Annotated in this window: 19 protein-coding genes and 1 pseudogene; 15 read left to right on the top strand and 5 right to left on the bottom strand. The window is 58.4% G+C overall.

Annotated features, from left to right (window positions below):
• Positions 1-97 precede the first annotated feature (97 nt).
• From FAZ21_RS03005 to FAZ21_RS02940, 14 genes are all read left to right on the top strand, one after another.
• Entirely contained in the window at positions 98-916 is an 819-nt protein-coding gene (locus FAZ21_RS03005; RefSeq protein ID WP_136771804.1) for an ABC transporter ATP-binding protein, read from the top strand.
• Between the two features lie 194 nt (positions 917-1,110).
• Positions 1,111-2,424: an MFS transporter gene (locus tag FAZ21_RS03000; protein ID WP_136771803.1), complete on the top strand. Its 1,314-nt coding sequence runs from the start codon at positions 1,111-1,113 to the stop codon at positions 2,422-2,424.
• Between the two features lie 83 nt (positions 2,425-2,507).
• Positions 2,508-4,436 (top strand): ABC transporter ATP-binding protein, encoded by a 1,929-nt coding sequence (locus tag FAZ21_RS02995; RefSeq protein WP_136771802.1) that lies wholly within the window; start codon positions 2,508-2,510, stop codon positions 4,434-4,436.
• A gap of 130 nt (positions 4,437-4,566) precedes the next feature.
• A complete protein-coding gene (locus FAZ21_RS02990; protein ID WP_136771801.1) occupies positions 4,567-4,971 on the top strand; it encodes a hypothetical protein in 405 nt (134 codons plus the stop codon).
• The gene (locus tag FAZ21_RS02985; RefSeq protein WP_136771800.1) at positions 4,944-5,357 is read left to right on the top strand and encodes an RHS repeat domain-containing protein; all 414 of its coding nucleotides are present in this window, start codon (positions 4,944-4,946) and stop codon (positions 5,355-5,357) included. Before FAZ21_RS02990 ends, FAZ21_RS02985 begins: the two co-directional genes overlap by 28 nt.
• 108 nt (positions 5,358-5,465) lie before the next feature.
• Positions 5,466-5,783: a hypothetical protein gene (locus FAZ21_RS02980; RefSeq protein ID WP_136771799.1), complete on the top strand. Its 318-nt coding sequence runs from the start codon at positions 5,466-5,468 to the stop codon at positions 5,781-5,783.
• A gap of 336 nt (positions 5,784-6,119) precedes the next feature.
• Positions 6,120-6,527 carry a hypothetical protein gene (locus FAZ21_RS02975; RefSeq protein WP_136771798.1) on the top strand — a complete coding sequence of 136 codons (408 nt, stop codon included), beginning with the start codon at positions 6,120-6,122 and terminating at the stop codon, positions 6,525-6,527.
• Between the two features lie 587 nt (positions 6,528-7,114).
• Complete coding sequence (locus FAZ21_RS02970) at positions 7,115-7,555, top strand: RHS repeat-associated core domain-containing protein (protein WP_169307221.1); 441 nt, start codon at positions 7,115-7,117, stop codon at positions 7,553-7,555.
• Between the two features lie 277 nt (positions 7,556-7,832).
• Entirely contained in the window at positions 7,833-8,159 is a 327-nt protein-coding gene (locus tag FAZ21_RS02965) for a hypothetical protein (RefSeq protein WP_136771797.1), read from the top strand.
• Between the two features lie 64 nt (positions 8,160-8,223).
• Positions 8,224-9,099 carry an RHS repeat-associated core domain-containing protein gene (locus FAZ21_RS21000; RefSeq protein WP_281279727.1) on the top strand — a complete coding sequence of 292 codons (876 nt, stop codon included), beginning with the start codon at positions 8,224-8,226 and terminating at the stop codon, positions 9,097-9,099.
• 414 nt (positions 9,100-9,513) lie between these two features.
• Positions 9,514-9,963, top strand: coding sequence for an RHS repeat-associated core domain-containing protein (locus FAZ21_RS20515; RefSeq protein WP_211243367.1), 450 nt, complete (start codon positions 9,514-9,516; stop codon positions 9,961-9,963).
• Positions 9,845-10,150, top strand: a complete 306-nt coding sequence (locus FAZ21_RS02950; protein WP_136771795.1) for a hypothetical protein — start codon at positions 9,845-9,847, stop codon at positions 10,148-10,150. Before FAZ21_RS20515 ends, FAZ21_RS02950 begins: the two co-directional genes overlap by 119 nt.
• Positions 10,150-10,608, top strand: a complete 459-nt coding sequence (locus FAZ21_RS02945) for an Imm42 family immunity protein (RefSeq protein WP_136771794.1) — start codon at positions 10,150-10,152, stop codon at positions 10,606-10,608. The genes FAZ21_RS02950 and FAZ21_RS02945 overlap by 1 nt, the downstream gene beginning before the upstream one ends.
• 479 nt (positions 10,609-11,087) lie before the next feature.
• Complete coding sequence (locus FAZ21_RS02940; protein ID WP_136771793.1) at positions 11,088-11,381, top strand: hypothetical protein; 294 nt, start codon at positions 11,088-11,090, stop codon at positions 11,379-11,381.
• A gap of 52 nt (positions 11,382-11,433) precedes the next feature.
• Here FAZ21_RS02940 and FAZ21_RS02935 read toward each other — a convergent pair whose 3' ends face one another.
• From FAZ21_RS02935 to FAZ21_RS21310, 4 genes and pseudogenes are all read right to left on the bottom strand, one after another.
• Complete coding sequence (locus FAZ21_RS02935) at positions 11,434-12,483, bottom strand: aliphatic sulfonate ABC transporter substrate-binding protein (RefSeq protein WP_169307220.1); 1,050 nt, start codon at positions 12,481-12,483, stop codon at positions 11,434-11,436.
• 218 nt (positions 12,484-12,701) lie between these two features.
• On the bottom strand, positions 12,702-14,072 hold the full coding sequence (locus FAZ21_RS02930) for an LLM class flavin-dependent oxidoreductase (protein WP_136771791.1): 1,371 nt from the start codon (positions 14,070-14,072) through the stop codon (positions 12,702-12,704).
• 170 nt (positions 14,073-14,242) lie between these two features.
• On the bottom strand, positions 14,243-14,437 hold the full coding sequence (locus FAZ21_RS21315; protein ID WP_444542043.1) for a DUF7079 family protein: 195 nt from the start codon (positions 14,435-14,437) through the stop codon (positions 14,243-14,245).
• 34 nt (positions 14,438-14,471) lie between these two features.
• A pseudogene (locus FAZ21_RS21310) lies at positions 14,472-14,603 on the bottom strand (DUF7079 family protein); the annotation flags it as partial.
• A 191-nt stretch (positions 14,604-14,794) separates the two neighbouring features.
• On the opposite strand from FAZ21_RS21310, the gene FAZ21_RS02920 reads away from it, so the two are divergent.
• On the top strand, positions 14,795-16,729 hold the full coding sequence (locus FAZ21_RS02920) for a B12-binding domain-containing radical SAM protein (RefSeq protein WP_211243346.1): 1,935 nt from the start codon (positions 14,795-14,797) through the stop codon (positions 16,727-16,729).
• Positions 16,730-16,786: 57 nt separating this feature from the next.
• Here the strand turns inward: FAZ21_RS02920 and FAZ21_RS02915 are convergent, their stop codons facing one another.
• Positions 16,787-17,788 carry a nucleoid-associated protein gene (locus FAZ21_RS02915; protein WP_136771789.1) on the bottom strand — a complete coding sequence of 334 codons (1,002 nt, stop codon included), beginning with the start codon at positions 17,786-17,788 and terminating at the stop codon, positions 16,787-16,789.
• Positions 17,789-17,807: the final 19 nt, after the last annotated feature.

Genomic DNA, 17,807 nt, shown 5'->3' with positions numbered 1-17,807 from the left:
CCTCCTTCGCCGCCGCGAGGGAGCCTCGCCGCGCTCGGGAGTGATTTCGTTTGTTTTCATCTGACGCAGTAACCCACTTTTAATCAAGGAGCACCCCATGCCCCATGCCGCCACCCTCGAAATCCGTGGGCTTTCCAAGCAATACCAGGTCAAGGGCGACACGTTGCCCGTACTGGACAACGTGTCGCTGTCGATCAAGCCGGGCGAGTTCGTCAGCATCGTTGGCGCCAGCGGTTGCGGCAAATCCACGCTGCTGCGGCTGGTGATCGGCCTGGAGGACGATTATCAGGGCGATATCCTGCTCGACGGGCATCGCATTGTCGGCACCAGCCTGGAGCGCGGCATCATGTTTCAGGAACATCGGTTGTTTCCGTGGCTGACGGTGGAGCAGAACGTCGGCCTGGGGCTGCTCAACGCTGACCTTGGCGAGGCGCGCAAGCGTGACGCGGTGCGCGAGCACATCGCGCTGGTGGGGCTGGAAGGCTTCGAGCGCGCCTATCCCTATCAGTTGTCCGGTGGCATGAGCCAGCGCGTGGCCATCGCCCGCGCACTGGTCAACCGGCCCGAAGTGCTGCTGCTGGATGAGCCGTTCGGCGCGCTCGACGCGCTGACCCGCGCCTATCTGCAACAGGAGCTGCAACGCATCTGGGCGCAGGAGGGCATCACCATGATCCTGGTGACGCACGACGTGGAAGAAGCGGTGTACCTGGGGGATCGCGTGGTAGTGATGCAACCCCGCCCCGGGCGGATCAAGCGTATCGTCGATGTGCCGCTGCCACGCCCGCGCGACCGGGGCGATTACGCCTTCGCCGCGATCAAGGAGGACGTGCTGTCCGAGTTCTCCGACCGCCCGCGCGACGAACTGATCGCCGAGCCGCGCGAACGCAACGCGGTGGAGTGGCAGTTCAGTTGGTAGGTCTTGGGGGGAAGGGGCAAGGCCGGGAAGGGCGAAAAGGGAAGGGGGAAGGGTGACGTCAACACCGGTTACTGCTCCCGCTGGCGCTGCGGATTTCACCCTTCACCCTTCTCCCTTCCCTTCTCCCCCGCCATTTCCAGAAAAGCGCCGCAGCCGGCCCAACAACTCTCTTTGCCATCCACACAGAAAACCCCATGTCCGTCTCCGTCCTGCGTCATCGTGACTTCTTGCTTTATCTGGCGGCCCGTGTCTTTTCCACCCTGGCGGCGCAGATGATGAATGTCGCGGTCGGCTGGCAGGTGTACGCGCTGACCGGTAGCGTCACCGACCTGGGGCTGATCGGGCTGGCGCAGTTCGCGCCATTCCTGTTGTTGGTGCTACCGGCGGGGCAGGTGGCCGACCGGTATGACCGGCGCGTGGTGATCAATCTCTGTTTTGGCTTGCAGACTGCGGTGGCGCTGCTGTTGCTGGGGTTCACCCACAGCGGGCTGACGGCAGTGTGGCCGGTGTTCGCTGCGCTGGCGCTGGCCGGTTGCGCGCGGGCGTTCATGATGCCGGCCAGCCAGGCCATCGTGATGAACCTGGTGCCGACCGAACGCTTCGCTCAGGCCACGGCGCTGTCGTCGTCCAGCTTTCATGTGGCGGTGATCGCCGGCCCGGTGCTGGGTGGGTTGCTCTACCTGGCCGGGCCGCAGGTGGTGTACGCGCTGGTTGCCGCCTTGTTCGCGGCGGCGGGGTTGCTGATGCTGCCGGTACGCACGCGCCAGACCACGCAGCGGGCGCCGGCCGGCGGGCGCTCCATCCTGGAGGGCTTTCGCTTCGTGCGATCGCGGCCGGTGGTGCTGGGGGCGATCTCGCTCGACCTGTTCGCGGTGCTGTTCGGCGGCGCGGTGGCGTTGCTGCCGGTGTATGCGCGCGACGTGCTGCACGTGGGGCCCACCGGGCTGGGGCTGTTGCGTACCGCGCCGGCGCTGGGGGCGGCGTGTACCTCGATCGTGCTGGCTTTCCGCCCGATTACCCGTCATGTGGGGCGCTGGATGTTCGGCGGTGTGGCGCTGTTCGGTGTGGCCACGGTGGTGTTCGGGCTGTCCACGCACCTGGCGTTGTCGGTGGCGGCGCTGGCACTGACCGGCGTGGGCGATATGGTCAGCGTGTACATCCGCCACTTGCTGGTGCAACTGGAAACGCCGGATGCGATCCGTGGCCGGGTCTCGTCGGTGAACGCGGTGTTCATCGGCGCCTCCAACGAGTTGGGCGAGTTCGAGTCAGGTCTGACCGCCGGCTGGTTCGGCCTGGTGCCGTCGGTGGTGCTGGGTGGGCTGGCGACGCTGGGGGTGGCCGTTGCCTGGATGGCGCTGTTCCCGGTGCTGCGCCGCATGAACGGCTTTCCCACAGCCGCCGATGCGCCGCCCGCGCCGACGCCGGCCACCGCGCCGGATGCCTTGCCTGGGGCGAATCGACCTTCAAACGTGGGTGCAAAAGTCGATTCATCCTGTGCCGCCAAGTAGCGCGGCCTATCGTATCCACAGCGGGCGCGCTTTGTGCGCCCGGCGGGCCACGGCGGCGGACGCCGGCCCATCGAGGACTCCCCATGACCGATCTGGCTTCCCAACGCGCGCCGGGTACCCCTGCGCTGCCGAGCACACCGTTTCGCTTCATCTGGTATTTCGTGGCGCGCTACCGCTGGTGGTACCTGGCGATGCTGCTGTTCGAAACCGCCAACGCCACCTGCGGCATCCTGATTCCGTACGCGGTGTCGAAGATCATCAAGGCGGTGACGCTGGCGCAGAGCCAGTCGATGGCGCTGGTGGGCACGCTGCACGGCCCGCTATTGCTGTTCTTTGCCCTCAGCGTCGGCGAGGTGCTGTTCGGCCGTGCAGCCGGGGCGATCCAGATTCGCCTTGGGCCGCGTCAGCGGCAGAACGTGACGCGGCAGGTCTATCACTACTTGCAGTACCACTCGCACCGTTACTTCAGCAACAACTTCGCCGGCGCGCTGGCGCACCGCATCAGCGAAACCGCGATGGGTGTGACTCAGACGCTATGGTCATTGATTACCGAGTTCTGGCCCATCGTGATCGTATTCGGTGTATCGATCGGGCTGCTCTACCGCGCGCATCCGCCGCTGGCGGCATTCGTCGCGCTGTGGGCGGTGGCCTTCGTCGGTATCTCCTACGCACTGGCGCGACGCGCCCAGCCGCACGCCTACCAGGCCGCCAACGCCCGCAGCGATACCACCGGCAAGGTGGTCGATTCGGTGACCAACCTGGCTAGCGCGCGGCTATTCGCCCGACTGGACTACGAACGTGAATTGCTCGACGGCGCGCTGCGCACCGAGCTGAAGGCGGTGCGGCGCTCCAACAGCTATTCGGAGCGGGTGCGCTGGTTCCAGTTTTCCGCCGCCGCGGTGCTCAAGGTGGGCACGCTGTACTACGCGCTGACGCTGTGGGGCCAGGGCCAGATCGGCGTGGCCGAGTTCGTGCTGGCGGTCAGCCTGTCGCTGCTGATCATCAACGAGGCGCGCAACCTCAGCCGGCGCTTCCTGGAATTTTTCGAATACATCGGCAACGTGGCCAATGGCGTGCATACCCTTATCGGCCCGCACGAACTGCTGGACCGCCCCGACGCGCCCGCGCCGGTCATCGCGCGTGGCGAGATCGAGTTCCGCAATGTCGTCTTCCGCTATACCCCGGAGCGTGCGGTGTTCGAGCGGCTGAATCTGCGCATTCCGGCCGGGCAACGCGTGGGTTTGGTGGGATTTTCCGGCTCGGGCAAATCCACCTTCGTCAGCCTGATCCTGCGGCTGTACGACATACAGGATGGGCATATCCTGATCGATGGCATCGACGTGCGCGACATGACGCAGGATGCGCTGCACGCGCAACTGAGCCTGATCCCGCAAGACCCCAGCCTGTTTCACCGCACATTGCGCGAGAACATTCGCTATGGGCGGCTGGATGCCAGCGACGACGAGGTAATCGATGCCGCACGCAAAGCGCATGCCCATGACTTCATCGCTCAGATGAAGGAAGGCTACGACGCCATGGTTGGCGAACGCGGCGTGAAGTTGTCCGGCGGCCAGCGCCAGCGCATTGCCATCGCCCGGGTGATCCTGAAGGACGCACCAATCCTGATCCTGGACGAAGCCACCTCCAGCCTGGATTCGATCACCGAAAAAGCGATCCAGGACACGCTGGACGATGTGATGCAAGGCAAGACGGTGCTAGTGGTGGCACACCGGCTATCCACCATTGCCCACCTCGACCGCATCCTGGTGTTCGATGATGGCCGCATTGTCGAAGACGGCAGCCATGCCGAGTTGCTGGCGCAACACGGCGCCTACCACCGGCTGTGGAGCAGGCAGTCGGATGGATTCTTGCCGGAAACCCCCGCCGGCGACCCTGCCACTCGCCCCGGTATACCGCCCGACGCCACGCTCACCGAAACGGTGGAACGGCCTGAAGCCGATGACGATGCGCCGAACGGGAAACCACTGGATCCGGATGTATCGCGGGTATGAACCCAGAAGAATTGAGTCCTTTCGTTGCTGAGGGTACGGCCCGATCCAGCGAGAAACTCATGCAAAATTACTTGATGCTTGTAAAGAGACACCATATTCAGTTACTCCATAATTTTCAGACGAGATGGTGATGAAAAAGAGAATGCTAATTTTTGGTTTGCTTTTTTTCTTGTTTATTTTTGCCATGTTTTACATCAAAAATACGAAGAGTAGGAAAGTGCCTTCTGAAGTAAAGATATATGAAATGATAAAAACGGCTGATGAAGATTCAGTTATGGAGGAAATGGTTGTTTCTTTGGCAAAGGAAGGCGGGAATAAAATAAATTTGTACGAAGCGCTCTCGGGATATTTATCCCAAGATTGTCGAGCAAATTATTTTCCTATTTTCTTGCTTAAGTTGGCGGCAAAGGAGGCTCGAAATGCTGGAAAAATGGAACGGGCTGTTGGGCTGGAAAATGAAATAGAATTATTTATGAAAAAGAACCCTTCTTTGAAAAGAAGCGGGATATGTGGAGACACGGCGGGTCTAAGTTAAAACACAACCTACTTCTGACCAGTTGCCTGTGCTATCGCCTCCAATACCAGGACGACGTCGCCGACAACGTCGTCAACGCCGGCCGCATCCAGCGCAGCAAAAGCGGCGCCGTGTGGTGGGACTACCGCTACAACGCCCTCGGCCAACGGGTCAAAAAGACCGACAACGCCAGCAACACCACCCTGTTCATCTACGACCAACAAGGCCAACTGCAGGGCGAATACGACAGCACCGGCCAAGCCCGGCTCGACACCATCTGGCTCGAGAACATCCCCGTCGCCGTCGTCCAGGCCGCCACCCCCGCCCCCAAGCTCTACTACGCCTGGAGCGACCACCTGGGCACTTCACGCCAACTGAGCAACATCGGCATGTATTTGTGGACCTAGTATCTTTACCGGTACTACTGCCATAGGAGCAGTGACAGACGGTACTTTGGGTAGAGTAGTTTCCGGTGTAGATATTGCGACCACAATCTATGACAGCTTGAAGCCATAATGATGAAACCAAGATCTGAGTATGAAAGAATAATATTTCCTCTAGTAGTTTTAACAATCATCTGCTGGGCGGGGTACATTCTTTCAAGAGATTGGGGATGGCAGAGATGGGAGCCTGGCTTTGCCATGGCTACTTGTATTTCTGCCATACTATTATCCATTATTGATGTGGTAGCTTCCTTAAAAACGAAAATCACCACCATGCAAATTTTATATGTATATGCTGATAAAAATCCTATTATCTTTTGGATAAGGATTTTTGCTTCGGTAGCCCTTGGGATTGCGGCAGCAGTGTTCTTGATTTTGAAATTGATTTAAGTTTTGGAGAAAACCCCGCATCCGTGGGGGTTTATTTTGGCTCATGACTAGAATAGTGGATTCTGTCTGATCAATTTTAGGACGAACAGGTAGAGGTTCTGTCCGCAATAGTTGTAGCGCTGGTCTACAACCTACGCTTCCCCGGACGATACTTCGATGTCGAAATCGGGCGGTACATTCAGAGCGACCCGATCTGGCGAAACGTGGGCTAGATTGCTGGGGGATTTGGACGAGAGGTGGGGGGGCGGGCGGCATAAAAATGATATCTTGAACAGATAAAAGCTTATCGTATAAAAATGAAAAAATATCAACAATGCAAGAAGGAGCGCAAATGAAGTGATCGATTTTTCTTATTTGCCGATTCCATCTCAAGAAGAATGGGGTGACATTTTTTATGATTTTGATGTCCAGGATGTGCATAAATCTTTTTTTGGAAAGAATCATGGCCAAGCAATTGCATTGTTCAAAAAGGACGTGCTTTCCCGATCCCAGGATGTTCGCTTTATGCCAGAAAAAGTATTCCCCTATTACATGATGTCTTTCGGGGGATTTGTACAAGGCGGTGAGTATGGGGAAAACAGTTCTTGTGATGTGGCGAATTGTTATATTGATGTAATTGAGAGCAAATTAAATCAGGTGAAGAGGGTAAGCCCGTTGGTTGAGAATGTGTCACTCGTGCTTAGATTCATCCGTGATGACATTGGCAAGTTTATTGATGGTTTTGGTGTGCGAGGCTCTAAGTGAGCTACTTATGAAGAAAGGTTAGCTCTATTGTGGTTTTAGCTTTGCCCAGACTTGGAAAATTAGAACAATAAAAAAGCCACCCGTGAGTGGCTTTTTTATTTAGTTGATTTGGGAGGGCTCAATGCTGTGAAAGGAGTGAAGGCTTGTGTGGTTGGCCTAAAAGGTTGCGTGGTGATATAAATAGGCGGCTACTAGGGCGCAGTATCGGCAGGTATAGCGAACTCTGTATTGAAAAAGAAGTGGAGTTGCTTTACCCATGCAAAGAATAAATAAAAAGCTCCTCAACATGTTAGGATTTTCTCTCTGGGGTCATTATGTGGGGGGGCTTATGCCGTGGGCAACTCCCACTATCCGTTTTCTGCTAAACCGGATTCGTTTGTAACTGCTGTGTTGTTAGCTTCTTTATTGTTTTTTTTCAATATGACCGAAGAGGGGAAAAAGCTTTTGGTGTGATTTACGCAACGCTGGCCGCATTTTCTGGAGTGGTAGATCTTCCTTCTTGGCTGGGAGGTATGTGGGTGTCTCTCGCTTTGCTTTTGATCGCTCTGGGTATGTGTTATTTATGTTGGCGCAGAGAAGCGGTGTAGATGCGCATCGATGCGGGGGCAATTTGTGCAAAGGTGAATTGGTTCCCCGCAGATCCGAATGACCATTTTCACTTGTGTGTGCCACCCCCGCGCCAGCTGAGCAACCCGGCCGACAACAAAATAGTGTGGGAATGGGCCATCTCCGAACCGTTCGGCCACAGCACCGCCAACGCCGATCCGGATGGCGACGGGCAGCAACTGGTCTACAACCTACGCTTCCCCGGACAATACTTCGACGCCGAAACCGGGCGGTACTACAACTACTTCCGGGACTACGCCCCACGGATCGGGCGCTACATCCAAAGCGACCCGATCGGGCTGGCAGGGGGGATTAATACTTATGGGTATGTGGGGGGCCACTTAGAAATATTGATCCTACTGGTGAGGCCTTTGTTCTTCCTGCTCCCCCACACCCTCCTGTACAGGGTGGTGGAACAGTAGTTATTGATCCAGTGACTGGAGAAATTACTTACCCTTGGCCCCGTCCTCTCGATCCTTGGTGAGACGAATACAGAGGCTCAGGTGATTTCTCCAGAGGGTAAAGATCCAAGAAATTGTAATAAACAATTATCAGAGGATCTTACGAAATGTGGTTTGATGACGGAAACCAATTGTTATTTTGCAATAAATTTTGATCAACTTTTTTGCCGGGCCAAGGCCTATCTTCGATATAGGGCGTGCCAGAAGATCAACAACCCTGCTGGGAAGGATTGGACCGATGAGTAATGGTGTGTTTATTCTTAATGCTGTGGAGAAATTTAAAAATGGTGAAAGTGTTGATTTGCTCTTAACGCCGCACGAAGCTTCACATTTTGTGAAGTTAATAGGGAAGATGGATTTGGCGCAGGTGGTTTTTATTGAAAACAAGCCACCCAAAGGATTTTTGAATGGGCTATTTTTGATAATCTTTCTTTCCATTGGAAAAGAAAGTTTAATAGACCTGGCTACTGCTATATACGAGAGAAGAGAGAGCACAGTGGCGGTGCTCCGAAAGTCCCAGGGTAGTTATTGCCTGGAAGTCACCCATACGAATAAATTCAAATAGAAGCACTGGGAGTCGTCGCTGCTGCATCCGTGTCGCCTACTAGTACAAGGTGCCGGGCCAACGGGTGAGGAAAACTTCCGCCACTAGTACCACCTTCTTCATCTACGACGAACAAGACCAACTGCTAGCCGAATACGAAAGCACCGGCCAAGCCCGGCTCGACACCATCTGGCTGGATAACATCCCTGTTGCTGTCGTCCAGGCTGCCACCCCCGCCCCCAAGCTCTACTACGCCTGGAGCGACCACCTGGGCACCCCGCGCCAACTGAGCAACCCGGCCGACAACAAAATAGTGTGGGAATGGGCCATCTCCGAACCGTTCGGCCACAGTACCGCCAACGCCGATCCGGATGGCGACGGACAACAACTGGTCTACAACCTACGCTTCCCCGGACAGTACTTCGACGCCGAAACTGGGCGGTACTACAACTACTTCCGGGACTATGATCCGCGGATCGGGCGGTACATCCAAAGCGATCCGATCGGGCTGGCGGGGGGGATTAATACTTATGGGTATGTTGAAAACGATCCACTCGGTGACAAGGATGCATTAGGGCTGAGTGGGGCGAGTCCCACACTATGCGAAGCAGCGCCTAATCACCCAGTCTGCAAAACAAAACCCGGTAACATTTGCAGATTGCGTCCCGATGCATGCAGAGAGCAACCATCGGTGGCAGAAAACGCGTATTGCTACATCGGTGCTCCTACAATTGGCATCTCCGCTGACTTTGTGTCGATCGCAGCAAGCCCAACTGGGTTCGGAGCGATAATTATGCAGGGGGTTTCTGGAGCGAACGCGGCGGCATCGGCTTGTATTTGCGAGCCTGGTACCTCCACGTATACCTCTGCAGCAGGGGCTCTGGCAAAAGGCAACTTGGGGAAGTTTATTTCCGGGGCTGATATTATCACTACCATTTATGACAGCTTAAAACCACAATGAAAAAATCAAGAGAGAGGTATGAGCGGTTGATTTTCCCTTTGCTGATTTTAACAATTGTCTGCTGGGTGGGGTATGTTCTTTCACGGGATTGGGGGTGGAAGGAGTGGGAACCGGCTTTTGCCATTTCCGGCTGCATTTTTGCCATACCAATGGCGATTGTTGACGTTATAGCTTCTTTAAGAACCAAGATCACAACAATGCGGGTGGTATATATATATTATGATGAATACTCAGTTGTTTTTTTGACAAGGGTTCTTGCTTCAGCAGTCCTTGGGATTACGGCTGCAGTGTTCTTGATTTTGAAATTGATTTAAGTTTTGGAGCAAAAACCCCGCATCCGCGGAGTTTTATTTTGGTTCATGACTAGAATAGCGGATTCTGTCTGATCAATTTTAGGACGAACAGGTAGAGGTTCTGTTCGCAATAGTTGTAGCGCTGGTCTACAACCTACGCTTCCCCGGACAATACTTCGACGCCGAAACCGGGCGGTACTACAACTACTTCCGGGACTATGACCCGCGGATCGGGCGGTACATCCAGAGCGACCCGATCGGGCTGGCGGGGGGGATTAATACTTATGGGTATGTGGGGGGGACTCCGCTTAGTTTTACCGATCCATTTGGGTTGGCTGCCTGCCCAGGACCATCATTTGCATTGTGCCAAAATAAATGTAGCGCCGATGGTTTAACAGTAAAGTCTTGTTCGTCAATTGGTCTGGGGCTTATGAGTACAGAGGTGTGTGTCTGTGACTCTAGTTGCCGCATTGATAGTTATGAAAACCCTGGCCATCATGATCTGTCAAATAAAGGGCAAAATCCTTACAATAGCACTAAAAGCACTCTTCCTAAAAACCATGAAGAATAGTAAGGCGGGCTCGGATGGAAATAGATGGACAAAAGTAGGAGATGGAAAGAAAGCCGAATATCATCGTTTTCAAAATGATGGTAATGGAAATTGGCACTGGAATGGATCGACAAATGGACGGACTGCCAATGGAAGTCCCCGTAATATTCGCCCCGATAATATTCCTAAAGATGTTAAGGCATGGTAATGAGCTTATTTATCGGTGACAAAGAAAAATTTGCGATAGAGCTTGCCTCTAATGAAGAGCTTGGCCATAAAGTGGGGCGGCTTCGGATTTGGCTTGGAGATAAATACATCGGGACTTTTGATGATGCAAGTATTTATTCGCTTGTTTTGATGCAGTTGAAAAATGTTCTTGCCAAGAATTTGGATGTTGAGTGCCTGGATTTTGATGATATGGTCCGGGTGTATGATTTGATAAAATCAGAAAAATTTGATGGGGCTGCGCGATATTTTTTATCGCTTGGTGATTCTTTTGACGATTTTTCAATTGTTGCCTTTTGCAAGGACGGTGAAGTGTTTTTTATTTGGACTCTGATGGATGAGCATTTCTTCGAATATGAGGATTATCCTACAGGGCTCCAATATTCAATTGTCCCTGTGGCCTATTTTTCTAAAGTTTTATCTGGATTTAGTCGGGGCTAAGGAGGGTCTGAATAAGTCCCCCTGAGCCAGTAAAATGCCATCGCATCCACGCCATCCAATTTCCCCCATAAAACAACTCAGCCTGGCCGATCAAGGCTTCATCAAGCAGCCTAAAGTCACCCGCGGACAGCAGTTCCTGTCCGACATGGAACTTGCATTGTCGAATCTGTTTCAGAGTCGTCGACAGTTGCTGGCGGGGGGAATCCGTCTGTAGGGTGGGAAATACGTTGAATTCCGGGGGTCGGCCCGCCGGTCAGGCCGCTGTTGGGGCCGATTGCGCGGGCTGGTCGGCTTTTGCTGGCTTATTCAGACCTTCCTTAGATATAAAAAAGCACAATTGGACTAAAAAAGCACAATTGGACTGTGCAAGAGAGTGCCGGCAGGGGCTGATTCAAAAAAAAAGAAGAAATATTGAAGTTTATGGATAAATAAAAACTGGTGAATTAACAAACGAAGCCGTCATGTTTTGAGTCAATAAAATGCGTGGAAAAATTGATTGGGTTGTTATTTTGTTTGGGACGCTATTTGTTATTCTTGGAGTGCTTAGCGTAATACTGAAAAATGGCAATCAAAGCTTAGCCAGTGCCTTAGAGGCTTACGCAGTTGCCATGGCGGTTCCTGCGGTAATTCTTGATATATTCGTATCATTTTCGACGGGAAAAGCTGCCGTGCGTGGGGTGACTATTGATCGTTTCTCTCAACCTGTTCTATTTTTTATAAGGGTGGGGATGTCTTTTGTGGCTGGAATAGTTATTCTGTTATATTTTTTATAATTATTAGGGATCGCCTATGGCCGGGTTATTTGCATTGTCCTGCCTGCTCAGTTCAACTGACCCGCTCATCCCAATACCCCACCAACCCCAGCTCCCCCAATGCCGCATCCAGATAACGTCGGTCGAACCAGCTTTCGACATCGATCGGCTTGCGGATCAGCCGGTTTTGCAGCGCCAGCGCGGCGGCTTGGCGGGTGCGGCTGGCCAGGGCTGGATCGAGTAGCGGCGAGAAGCGATCGGCGAGGGCGATGCCCTTGTATTCGCGGCGGTAGGTGCTTTCGGGCACGGCGCCGGCCGATGCCCACAGTTTGAATATCTCTTCGCGGTGCGCCGGATCGCTGGACCATTGCGCGGCGCGCACCAGCGCTTTGACCACGCGAGTGGTGGTTTGCGGGTGACGCTGGGCGAATTTCTGGTTCACCAGCACGAAGCCCTGGCCGGTGGCGCCGGGGCCGGTGTCGTTGCGCGAGCTGTAGACCAGCACCGCGCGGCCGGTATCGCGGAAGTGGACCAGGTCCAGCGTACCGAAGGTGGCGTCAATGTCGCCTGACAACAACGCCGCCTTGGCGGTGCCGGGTTCCATGTTGATGATGCGCACGTCCTTTTCGCTCAGACCGTGCGCGGCGAAAAGGCGCGCCGCGCTGAGCTGGGTGGCGGTGCCTTTGTGGAAGGCCACGCGCTTGCCGCGCAGGTCGGCGATGCTGCGGATGCCTGCGCCGGGGCGGGCCACCACGTAGATGTCGGCACGGGCGCTACCCAGCACCGCGCGGGTATCGACGCCGACCGAGCGGCTGACGATGGCGGGCAGGTCGCCCAGCGTGGTGAAGTCGAGCTGGTTGTTGGAGATCGCTTCGTTCACCGCAGGGCCCTGGCCCTTGAAGAAGATCCACTCGATTTTCACGCCGTCCCTGGCGAATTCGTTTTCCAGGTAGCGATGCAACTGTGCCACGGAAATCCACCCGCTATTCACGCGCGGCGGCTTGCCGACCCCGGCGCTGGAAACACCGAACCGGATCACCTCGGGCAGCTTCTCGGCGGCATGCAGGGGCGCGGCCAGCGTGATGAGCAGCGTCAGCGCGAAGGGGGCGAGCGATTTGAGCATATCGGTCCTCGAAAAGCGGCTGTTGCTGCGAGTCGGTCGCGCAGTTGCCGTAGCGCCAAGGGGGCAAGTCGGGCAGACGGCGTAAACGCTCGAACGCGGCAACGCGTCGAATGACGGCGGATTCGACCGGGTGTGTGGTTGCCGGCATGACCTGCTTCCGCGGCCCCGGTGGCTGCCGGGGGCCGCATGGCACCGGATCATCGCAGCGGCAACGTCCTTCAGATTGTCGCCAGCGCCGGCTCGCGTGGCGCGGTTGCTGTGACAAAGCGGTTGCCTGGCCGCGCCAGGCCCAGGTTGTCGCGCAGCGTGTGGCCGTCGTAGCGGGTGCGGAACAGGCCGCGTCGTTGCAGTTCGGGCACTACCAGATCGACGAAATCATCCAGCCCGCCCGGCAGCCATGGCGGCATCACATTGAAGCCGTCGGCCGCGCCCTGTTCGAACCACGCCTGCAACTGGTCGGCGATCTGTTCCACGGTGCCGACGATGGTCCAGTGACCGCGTGCGCCGGCTACCCACAGGTAGAGCTGGCGGATGGTGAAATCGTGCTTGCGTGCGATATCCAGCATCAGCGCCTGGCGGCTTTTCATGTTCTCGGTCTCGGGCAGTTCGGGCACAGGGCCATCCAGGTCGTAGCCGGAGAGGTCCACCCCGCCGGACAGGCCGGACAGCAATGCCAGCCCCACTTCGGGCAGGATCAGCGCTTGCAGTGCTTCGTACTTGCGCTGGGCTTCCTCTTCGGTGCGGCCGACCACGGCGAATACGCCGGGCATGATCAGCAGTTGGTCGGGCGTGCGGCCGTGGCGCGCCAGCCGGCCTTTCACATCGGCATAGAAGGCCCGGGCTTCTTCCAGTGTCTGCTGCGCGGTGAAGATCACTTCGGCGGTTTCGGCGGCGAACTCCTTGCCAGCTTCGCTGCTGCCAGCCTGTACCACCACCGGATGGCCCTGCGGTGGGCGTGGCACGTTCAGCGGGCCGCGCACCGCAAAATGGCGGCCAGCGTGGTTCAGCTCATGGCGCTTGTGCGGGGCGTAGAACTGGCCGCTGGCCTTGTCACGCACGAAGGCGTCGTCTTCCCAGCTATCCCACAGCCCTTTCACCACGTCGACGAATTCGCGCGCGCGGTCGTAGCGGTCGGCGTGGGCGGGATGTTTCTCCAGGCCGAAATTGCCCGCCGCCGCCGAGGAGCCGGTGGTGACCACATTCCAGCCGGCGCGCCCCGCGGACAGGTGATCGAGCGAGGCGAACTTACGCGCCAGGATGAATGGGTCTTCGTAGGTGGTGGACGCGGTGGCGACGAAGCCGATATGCGCGGTGACCACCGACAGCGCCGAGAACAGCGTCACCGGCTCGAAGCTGCCGCCCCACGCCTGTTTGCCTTCGGCGGCAGCCGAGACATTGCCTTGCCCCGCCGCCAGCCCATCGGCCAGGAACAGCGTGTCGAACAGCCCGCGTTCGGCGGTTTGCGCCAGACGTACGTAGTGGGCCAGGTTGATGCCGCCGTCGGCCTGCGCTTCTGGATGACGCCAGGCGGCAACATGGTGGCCCGCGCCGGGAATGAAGGCGCCGAGGCGAATCTTGCGTTGACTCATGAGGGTTCCTGCGGGGTGAATGGCCCCGGAAAGCGGAGCCTTTCACTACCTTGAGCAAGGGGCATGCCACACCGCGAAACCTGCGGAATCAAGTGATTGCGTCCGAGCCATGCTGAAAACCCAGCATTGCGGGCAACGCGCTGTTGGAGGCGCAACAGGGACGGTTCAATCTAGCTGCGCGGGGGAGGCAGGGCCGCTTTCAGCGCCCGCCATTCACCCCTGAAATACCAGCGTAGCCAGATCACGTAACCGCGATGGCGCCACCTTGCCGTGCGGGAGCGCCCGAGCCGGACCTGATAGCGAGCAATCCCTTCGACCAGTGCTTCGGTGGCGAATCCCGACCAGACGGGAGGGATGGGTGTCATCAGGTTGGGGCCGCACCAGGGGGGCGACTTCTTCAAAGAACGCATGCTCCAGCGTGGCGAGCGGCACGTCGGCCACTTGCCGGGCGATCCAGCCGAAATCGACCTCGTTGTCGATGAATATGTCGGATAAGGCCGCCCAGATGCGGGCCTGGCGATCTGCATCCATGGTGTTTCCTCGACGGTGTGACGGGCGTCGCGCCCGATCGATGCGGCGATGCCGCCAGGGCCAGTGGGCATGGTGCCCCACGCGCGCCGCGCTGGCGAGCGCGCCGCCCGGCATCGTTCGGCCCGGCGCCGGGCCCCGTCTGGCAAAATGACGCCCCTGCCGTCGCTGTTTGCCCGATCCAAGGCCCTGTCATGTCAATGCCCCCGCCCATCCGCGTGTTGTCGCTCATTCCGCCGATGACGCAGCTCAATACCCCGTATCCGTCCACGGCTTATCTCACCGGTTTCCTGCGCTCGCGCGGCGTGACGGCGATGCAGGAGGACCTGGCGCTAGCGTTGGTGCTCCGGCTGTTCTCGGCCGATGGGCTGGCCGCGTTGCACGAGCGGGTGCTGGGTGTGCCGCCGCGCCGGCGTTCGCCGGCGACACAGGCGTTCGTGGCGCAGTTCGAGCGTTATCGCGCGGTGATCGGGCCGACGCTGGGTTTTCTGCAGGGGCGCGATACCACGCTGGGGCATCGCATCTGTGGCCGCAATTTCCTGCCCGAGGGGCCGCGTTTCGCGTCGCTGGAGGTCTATGTCGATCCGGACGATCCGGACGGCGGCGATCCGCTGGCGTGGGCATTCGGCGCGCTGGGCATGCAGGATCGCGCGCGCCATCTGGCGACGCTGTTCCTCAACGATATCGCCGATGTGTTTCGCGAAGTGGTCGATCCGCGCTTCGAGTTCGTACGCTATGCCGAATCGCTGGCGCAAAGCCAGCCGACGTTCGAGCCGCTGGCGCAGGCGCTGGCCGCGCCGCGCAATCTGGTGGACGACACGCTGCATGCGCTGACGCTGGATGCGCTTGCGCGCCATACGCCCAGCGTGGTGTTGCTGTCGGTGCCGTTTCCCGGCGCGGTCTATGCCGCGTTCCGCATCGCGCAGACGATCAAGGCGCGCGATCCGCGTATCGTCACCGTGTTGGGGGGCGGCTTCGTCAATACCGAGCTGCGCGAGCTGGCCGAGCCACGCGTGTTCGATTATTTCGATTTCGTCACACTGGATGCCGGCGAGCGCCCCCTGCTGGCGCTGCTCGACCATCTTGCCGGCCAGCGTTCGCGGCAGCGGCTGGTGCGCACTTTCGCGCGCGATGCCGATGGCGTGGTGCGCTACGTGAACTTCCCCGAGCCGGACGTGCCATTCGCCGAGGTCGGCACACCGACCTGGGACGGCCTGCCGCTGGATCGTTACTTGTCGCTGCTGGACATGCTCAACCCCATGCACCGGCTGTGGTCGGACGGGCGCTGGAACAAGCTGACCGTGGCGCATGGCTGCTACTGGAAGAAATGCAGTTTCTGCGATGTGACGCTGGATTACATCTCGCGCTACGAAACGGCGTCCGCCAACGAGCTGGTGGACCGCATCGAGCGCATTGTCGCCGAAACCGGGCAGACGGGTTTTCACTTCGTCGATGAGGCGGCGCCGCCCAAGATGCTGCGCGCGCTGGCCGAGGAACTGCTGCGGCGCGGCGTGGCGATCTCGTGGTGGGGCAATATCCGCTTCGAGAAATCGTTCACGCCGGAGTTGTGCCAGTTGCTGGCCGACAGCGGCTGCATCGCGATTTCCGGCGGGCTGGAGGTCGCGTCCGACCGCTTGCTCAAGCTGATGAAGAAGGGCGTGTCGGTGGAACAGGTGGCGCGTGTGACGCAGGGCTTCACCGAGGCTGGCATCCTGGTGCACGCGTATCTGATGTATGGCTTTCCCACGCAGACGGTGCAGGATACGGTGGACGCGCTGGAATACGTACGCCAGTTGTTCGAGGCCGGCTGTATCCAGTCCGGCTTTTTCCACCGTTTCGCCTGTACCGTGCATTCACCGGTGGGCCAGCACCCGGAGGAGTACGGCGTCACGCTGCTGCCGCTGCCCGATGGCGGCTTCGCCCGCAACGACGTGGGCTTCGTCGATCCGGCGGGGGTCGATCACGATGCGCTGGGCACCGCGCTGAACAAGGCGCTGTACAACTATATGCACGGTATCGGTCTGGACGAGGACGTGCGCGCCTGGTTCGATACCCGCGTTCCGCGCAGCCGCGTCCCGCGCCATTTCATCGGCAGAGCGCTACTGAGTTCCGGAAGGAGCGATGGGTAAGCGGCCCCATCCGGACCGTGTCCATGGCGCCGGGGAGTCAGTATTCCCCCTCACCCCTCACCCGATCAGCGCCTGCCGCAGTGCCTCCGGGATCTCGGTCAGCACCAGCGCACCACGTTCGCGGTCATAGATCACCTGGCCGGCGCGCAGGCTGCTGCGATCGAACTCGATCTTCCAGTGCTCGCCGGATGCCTTGAAGCGCATCAGCGGCTTGATCGCGCGGCGGTCGGGCACAAAGCCGCCGGCTAGCGCCAGTTCGTCTTCGGCCAGCGCGCTTTGCAGGCGCTCTGGCGCTTCGGGCCAAGCGCGGCGCACCAGTACGTCCAGGGCGACGGGCTCGCCTTCGTCGCCGGCTTCGTCCAGGTAGCCGTGGGCGCGTTCGAACAGCGCGTCGCGCGTGGCGGGCGGTAGCTGCTGGCGTTCGGCGAACTGATTCAGGCCCTGCACCAGCTTCTGGGTTTCCTTCAGTGCCAATACCACGTCATTACAGCCGAGGAACAGCTTGAAGTAGTGCGCCACGTCGGCGCGGCCCTTGAGAAAGCTGATGTAGCGCTCGGCGCCGCCCTGCCACGCGGTCAGGTCGATGCGGCCGGCGACGCGCAGGTTGGAAAGATCGAGCTGCGGGCTGTCGACGATCTCGAAATCGCCGGTGATCGCCATGCCGACCACTTCGGTGACCAGTACCACCAACAGGCAGTCGGCGCCGGCATCGTCCACGCGCGCGATCAGCACGTAGCCGCCGCTGGCCAGTTGTTCCTCACCGGCGCGCATTTGCAGGTGCTGCATCATCAGGTGCGACAGCGCGAGGAAATCAATATCGCCGGCCACGTACTGGCGCATGAAGCGCGGCATCGGAAAGTTGTCCTCGTCGTCCTCGAAGCGGCCATAGCCCTTGCCCTTGCGCTCGCCGTAGCGCTGGCCCAGATGGTCGATCAGGCGTTGCGCGGCGGCATTCACCGACATTTCGGCGGGGCGCAGCGCGATGGCGGCGGGGCCGTGGGGATCTTTGATCAGCTTGTGGACCACCAGGTGGCGGACCAGGGGTTGCGGTGCGGTCATGCGGTGCGGGCGCCGGAAA

Source organism: Chitiniphilus eburneus (genome assembly GCF_005048205.1).
Classification (GTDB): Bacteria; Pseudomonadota; Gammaproteobacteria; order Burkholderiales; family Chitinibacteraceae; genus Chitiniphilus; species Chitiniphilus eburneus.
Note: the sequence above shows the minus strand (reverse complement) of the source record. Positions and strands in the feature narration are given on the sequence as shown.

Coding starts and splice junctions, on each gene's coding strand:
- FAZ21_RS03005 (WP_136771804.1), top strand. CDS start 98: ATGCCCCATGCCGCCACCCTCGAAATCCGTGGGCTTTCCAAGCAATAC.
- FAZ21_RS03000 (WP_136771803.1), top strand. CDS start 1,111: ATGTCCGTCTCCGTCCTGCGTCATCGTGACTTCTTGCTTTATCTGGCG.
- FAZ21_RS02995 (WP_136771802.1), top strand. CDS start 2,508: ATGACCGATCTGGCTTCCCAACGCGCGCCGGGTACCCCTGCGCTGCCG.
- FAZ21_RS02990 (WP_136771801.1), top strand. CDS start 4,567: ATGAAAAAGAGAATGCTAATTTTTGGTTTGCTTTTTTTCTTGTTTATT.
- FAZ21_RS02985 (WP_136771800.1), top strand. CDS start 4,944: ATGTGGAGACACGGCGGGTCTAAGTTAAAACACAACCTACTTCTGACC.
- FAZ21_RS02980 (WP_136771799.1), top strand. CDS start 5,466: ATGATGAAACCAAGATCTGAGTATGAAAGAATAATATTTCCTCTAGTA.
- FAZ21_RS02970 (WP_169307221.1), top strand. CDS start 7,115: ATGCGCATCGATGCGGGGGCAATTTGTGCAAAGGTGAATTGGTTCCCC.
- FAZ21_RS02965 (WP_136771797.1), top strand. CDS start 7,833: ATGAGTAATGGTGTGTTTATTCTTAATGCTGTGGAGAAATTTAAAAAT.
- FAZ21_RS02945 (WP_136771794.1), top strand. CDS start 10,150: ATGAGCTTATTTATCGGTGACAAAGAAAAATTTGCGATAGAGCTTGCC.
- FAZ21_RS02940 (WP_136771793.1), top strand. CDS start 11,088: ATGCGTGGAAAAATTGATTGGGTTGTTATTTTGTTTGGGACGCTATTT.
- FAZ21_RS02935 (WP_169307220.1), bottom strand. CDS start 12,483: ATGCTCAAATCGCTCGCCCCCTTCGCGCTGACGCTGCTCATCACGCTG.
- FAZ21_RS02930 (WP_136771791.1), bottom strand. CDS start 14,072: ATGAGTCAACGCAAGATTCGCCTCGGCGCCTTCATTCCCGGCGCGGGC.
- FAZ21_RS21315 (WP_444542043.1), bottom strand. CDS start 14,437: ATGACACCCATCCCTCCCGTCTGGTCGGGATTCGCCACCGAAGCACTG.
- FAZ21_RS02920 (WP_211243346.1), top strand. CDS start 14,795: ATGTCAATGCCCCCGCCCATCCGCGTGTTGTCGCTCATTCCGCCGATG.
- FAZ21_RS02915 (WP_136771789.1), bottom strand. CDS start 17,788: ATGACCGCACCGCAACCCCTGGTCCGCCACCTGGTGGTCCACAAGCTG.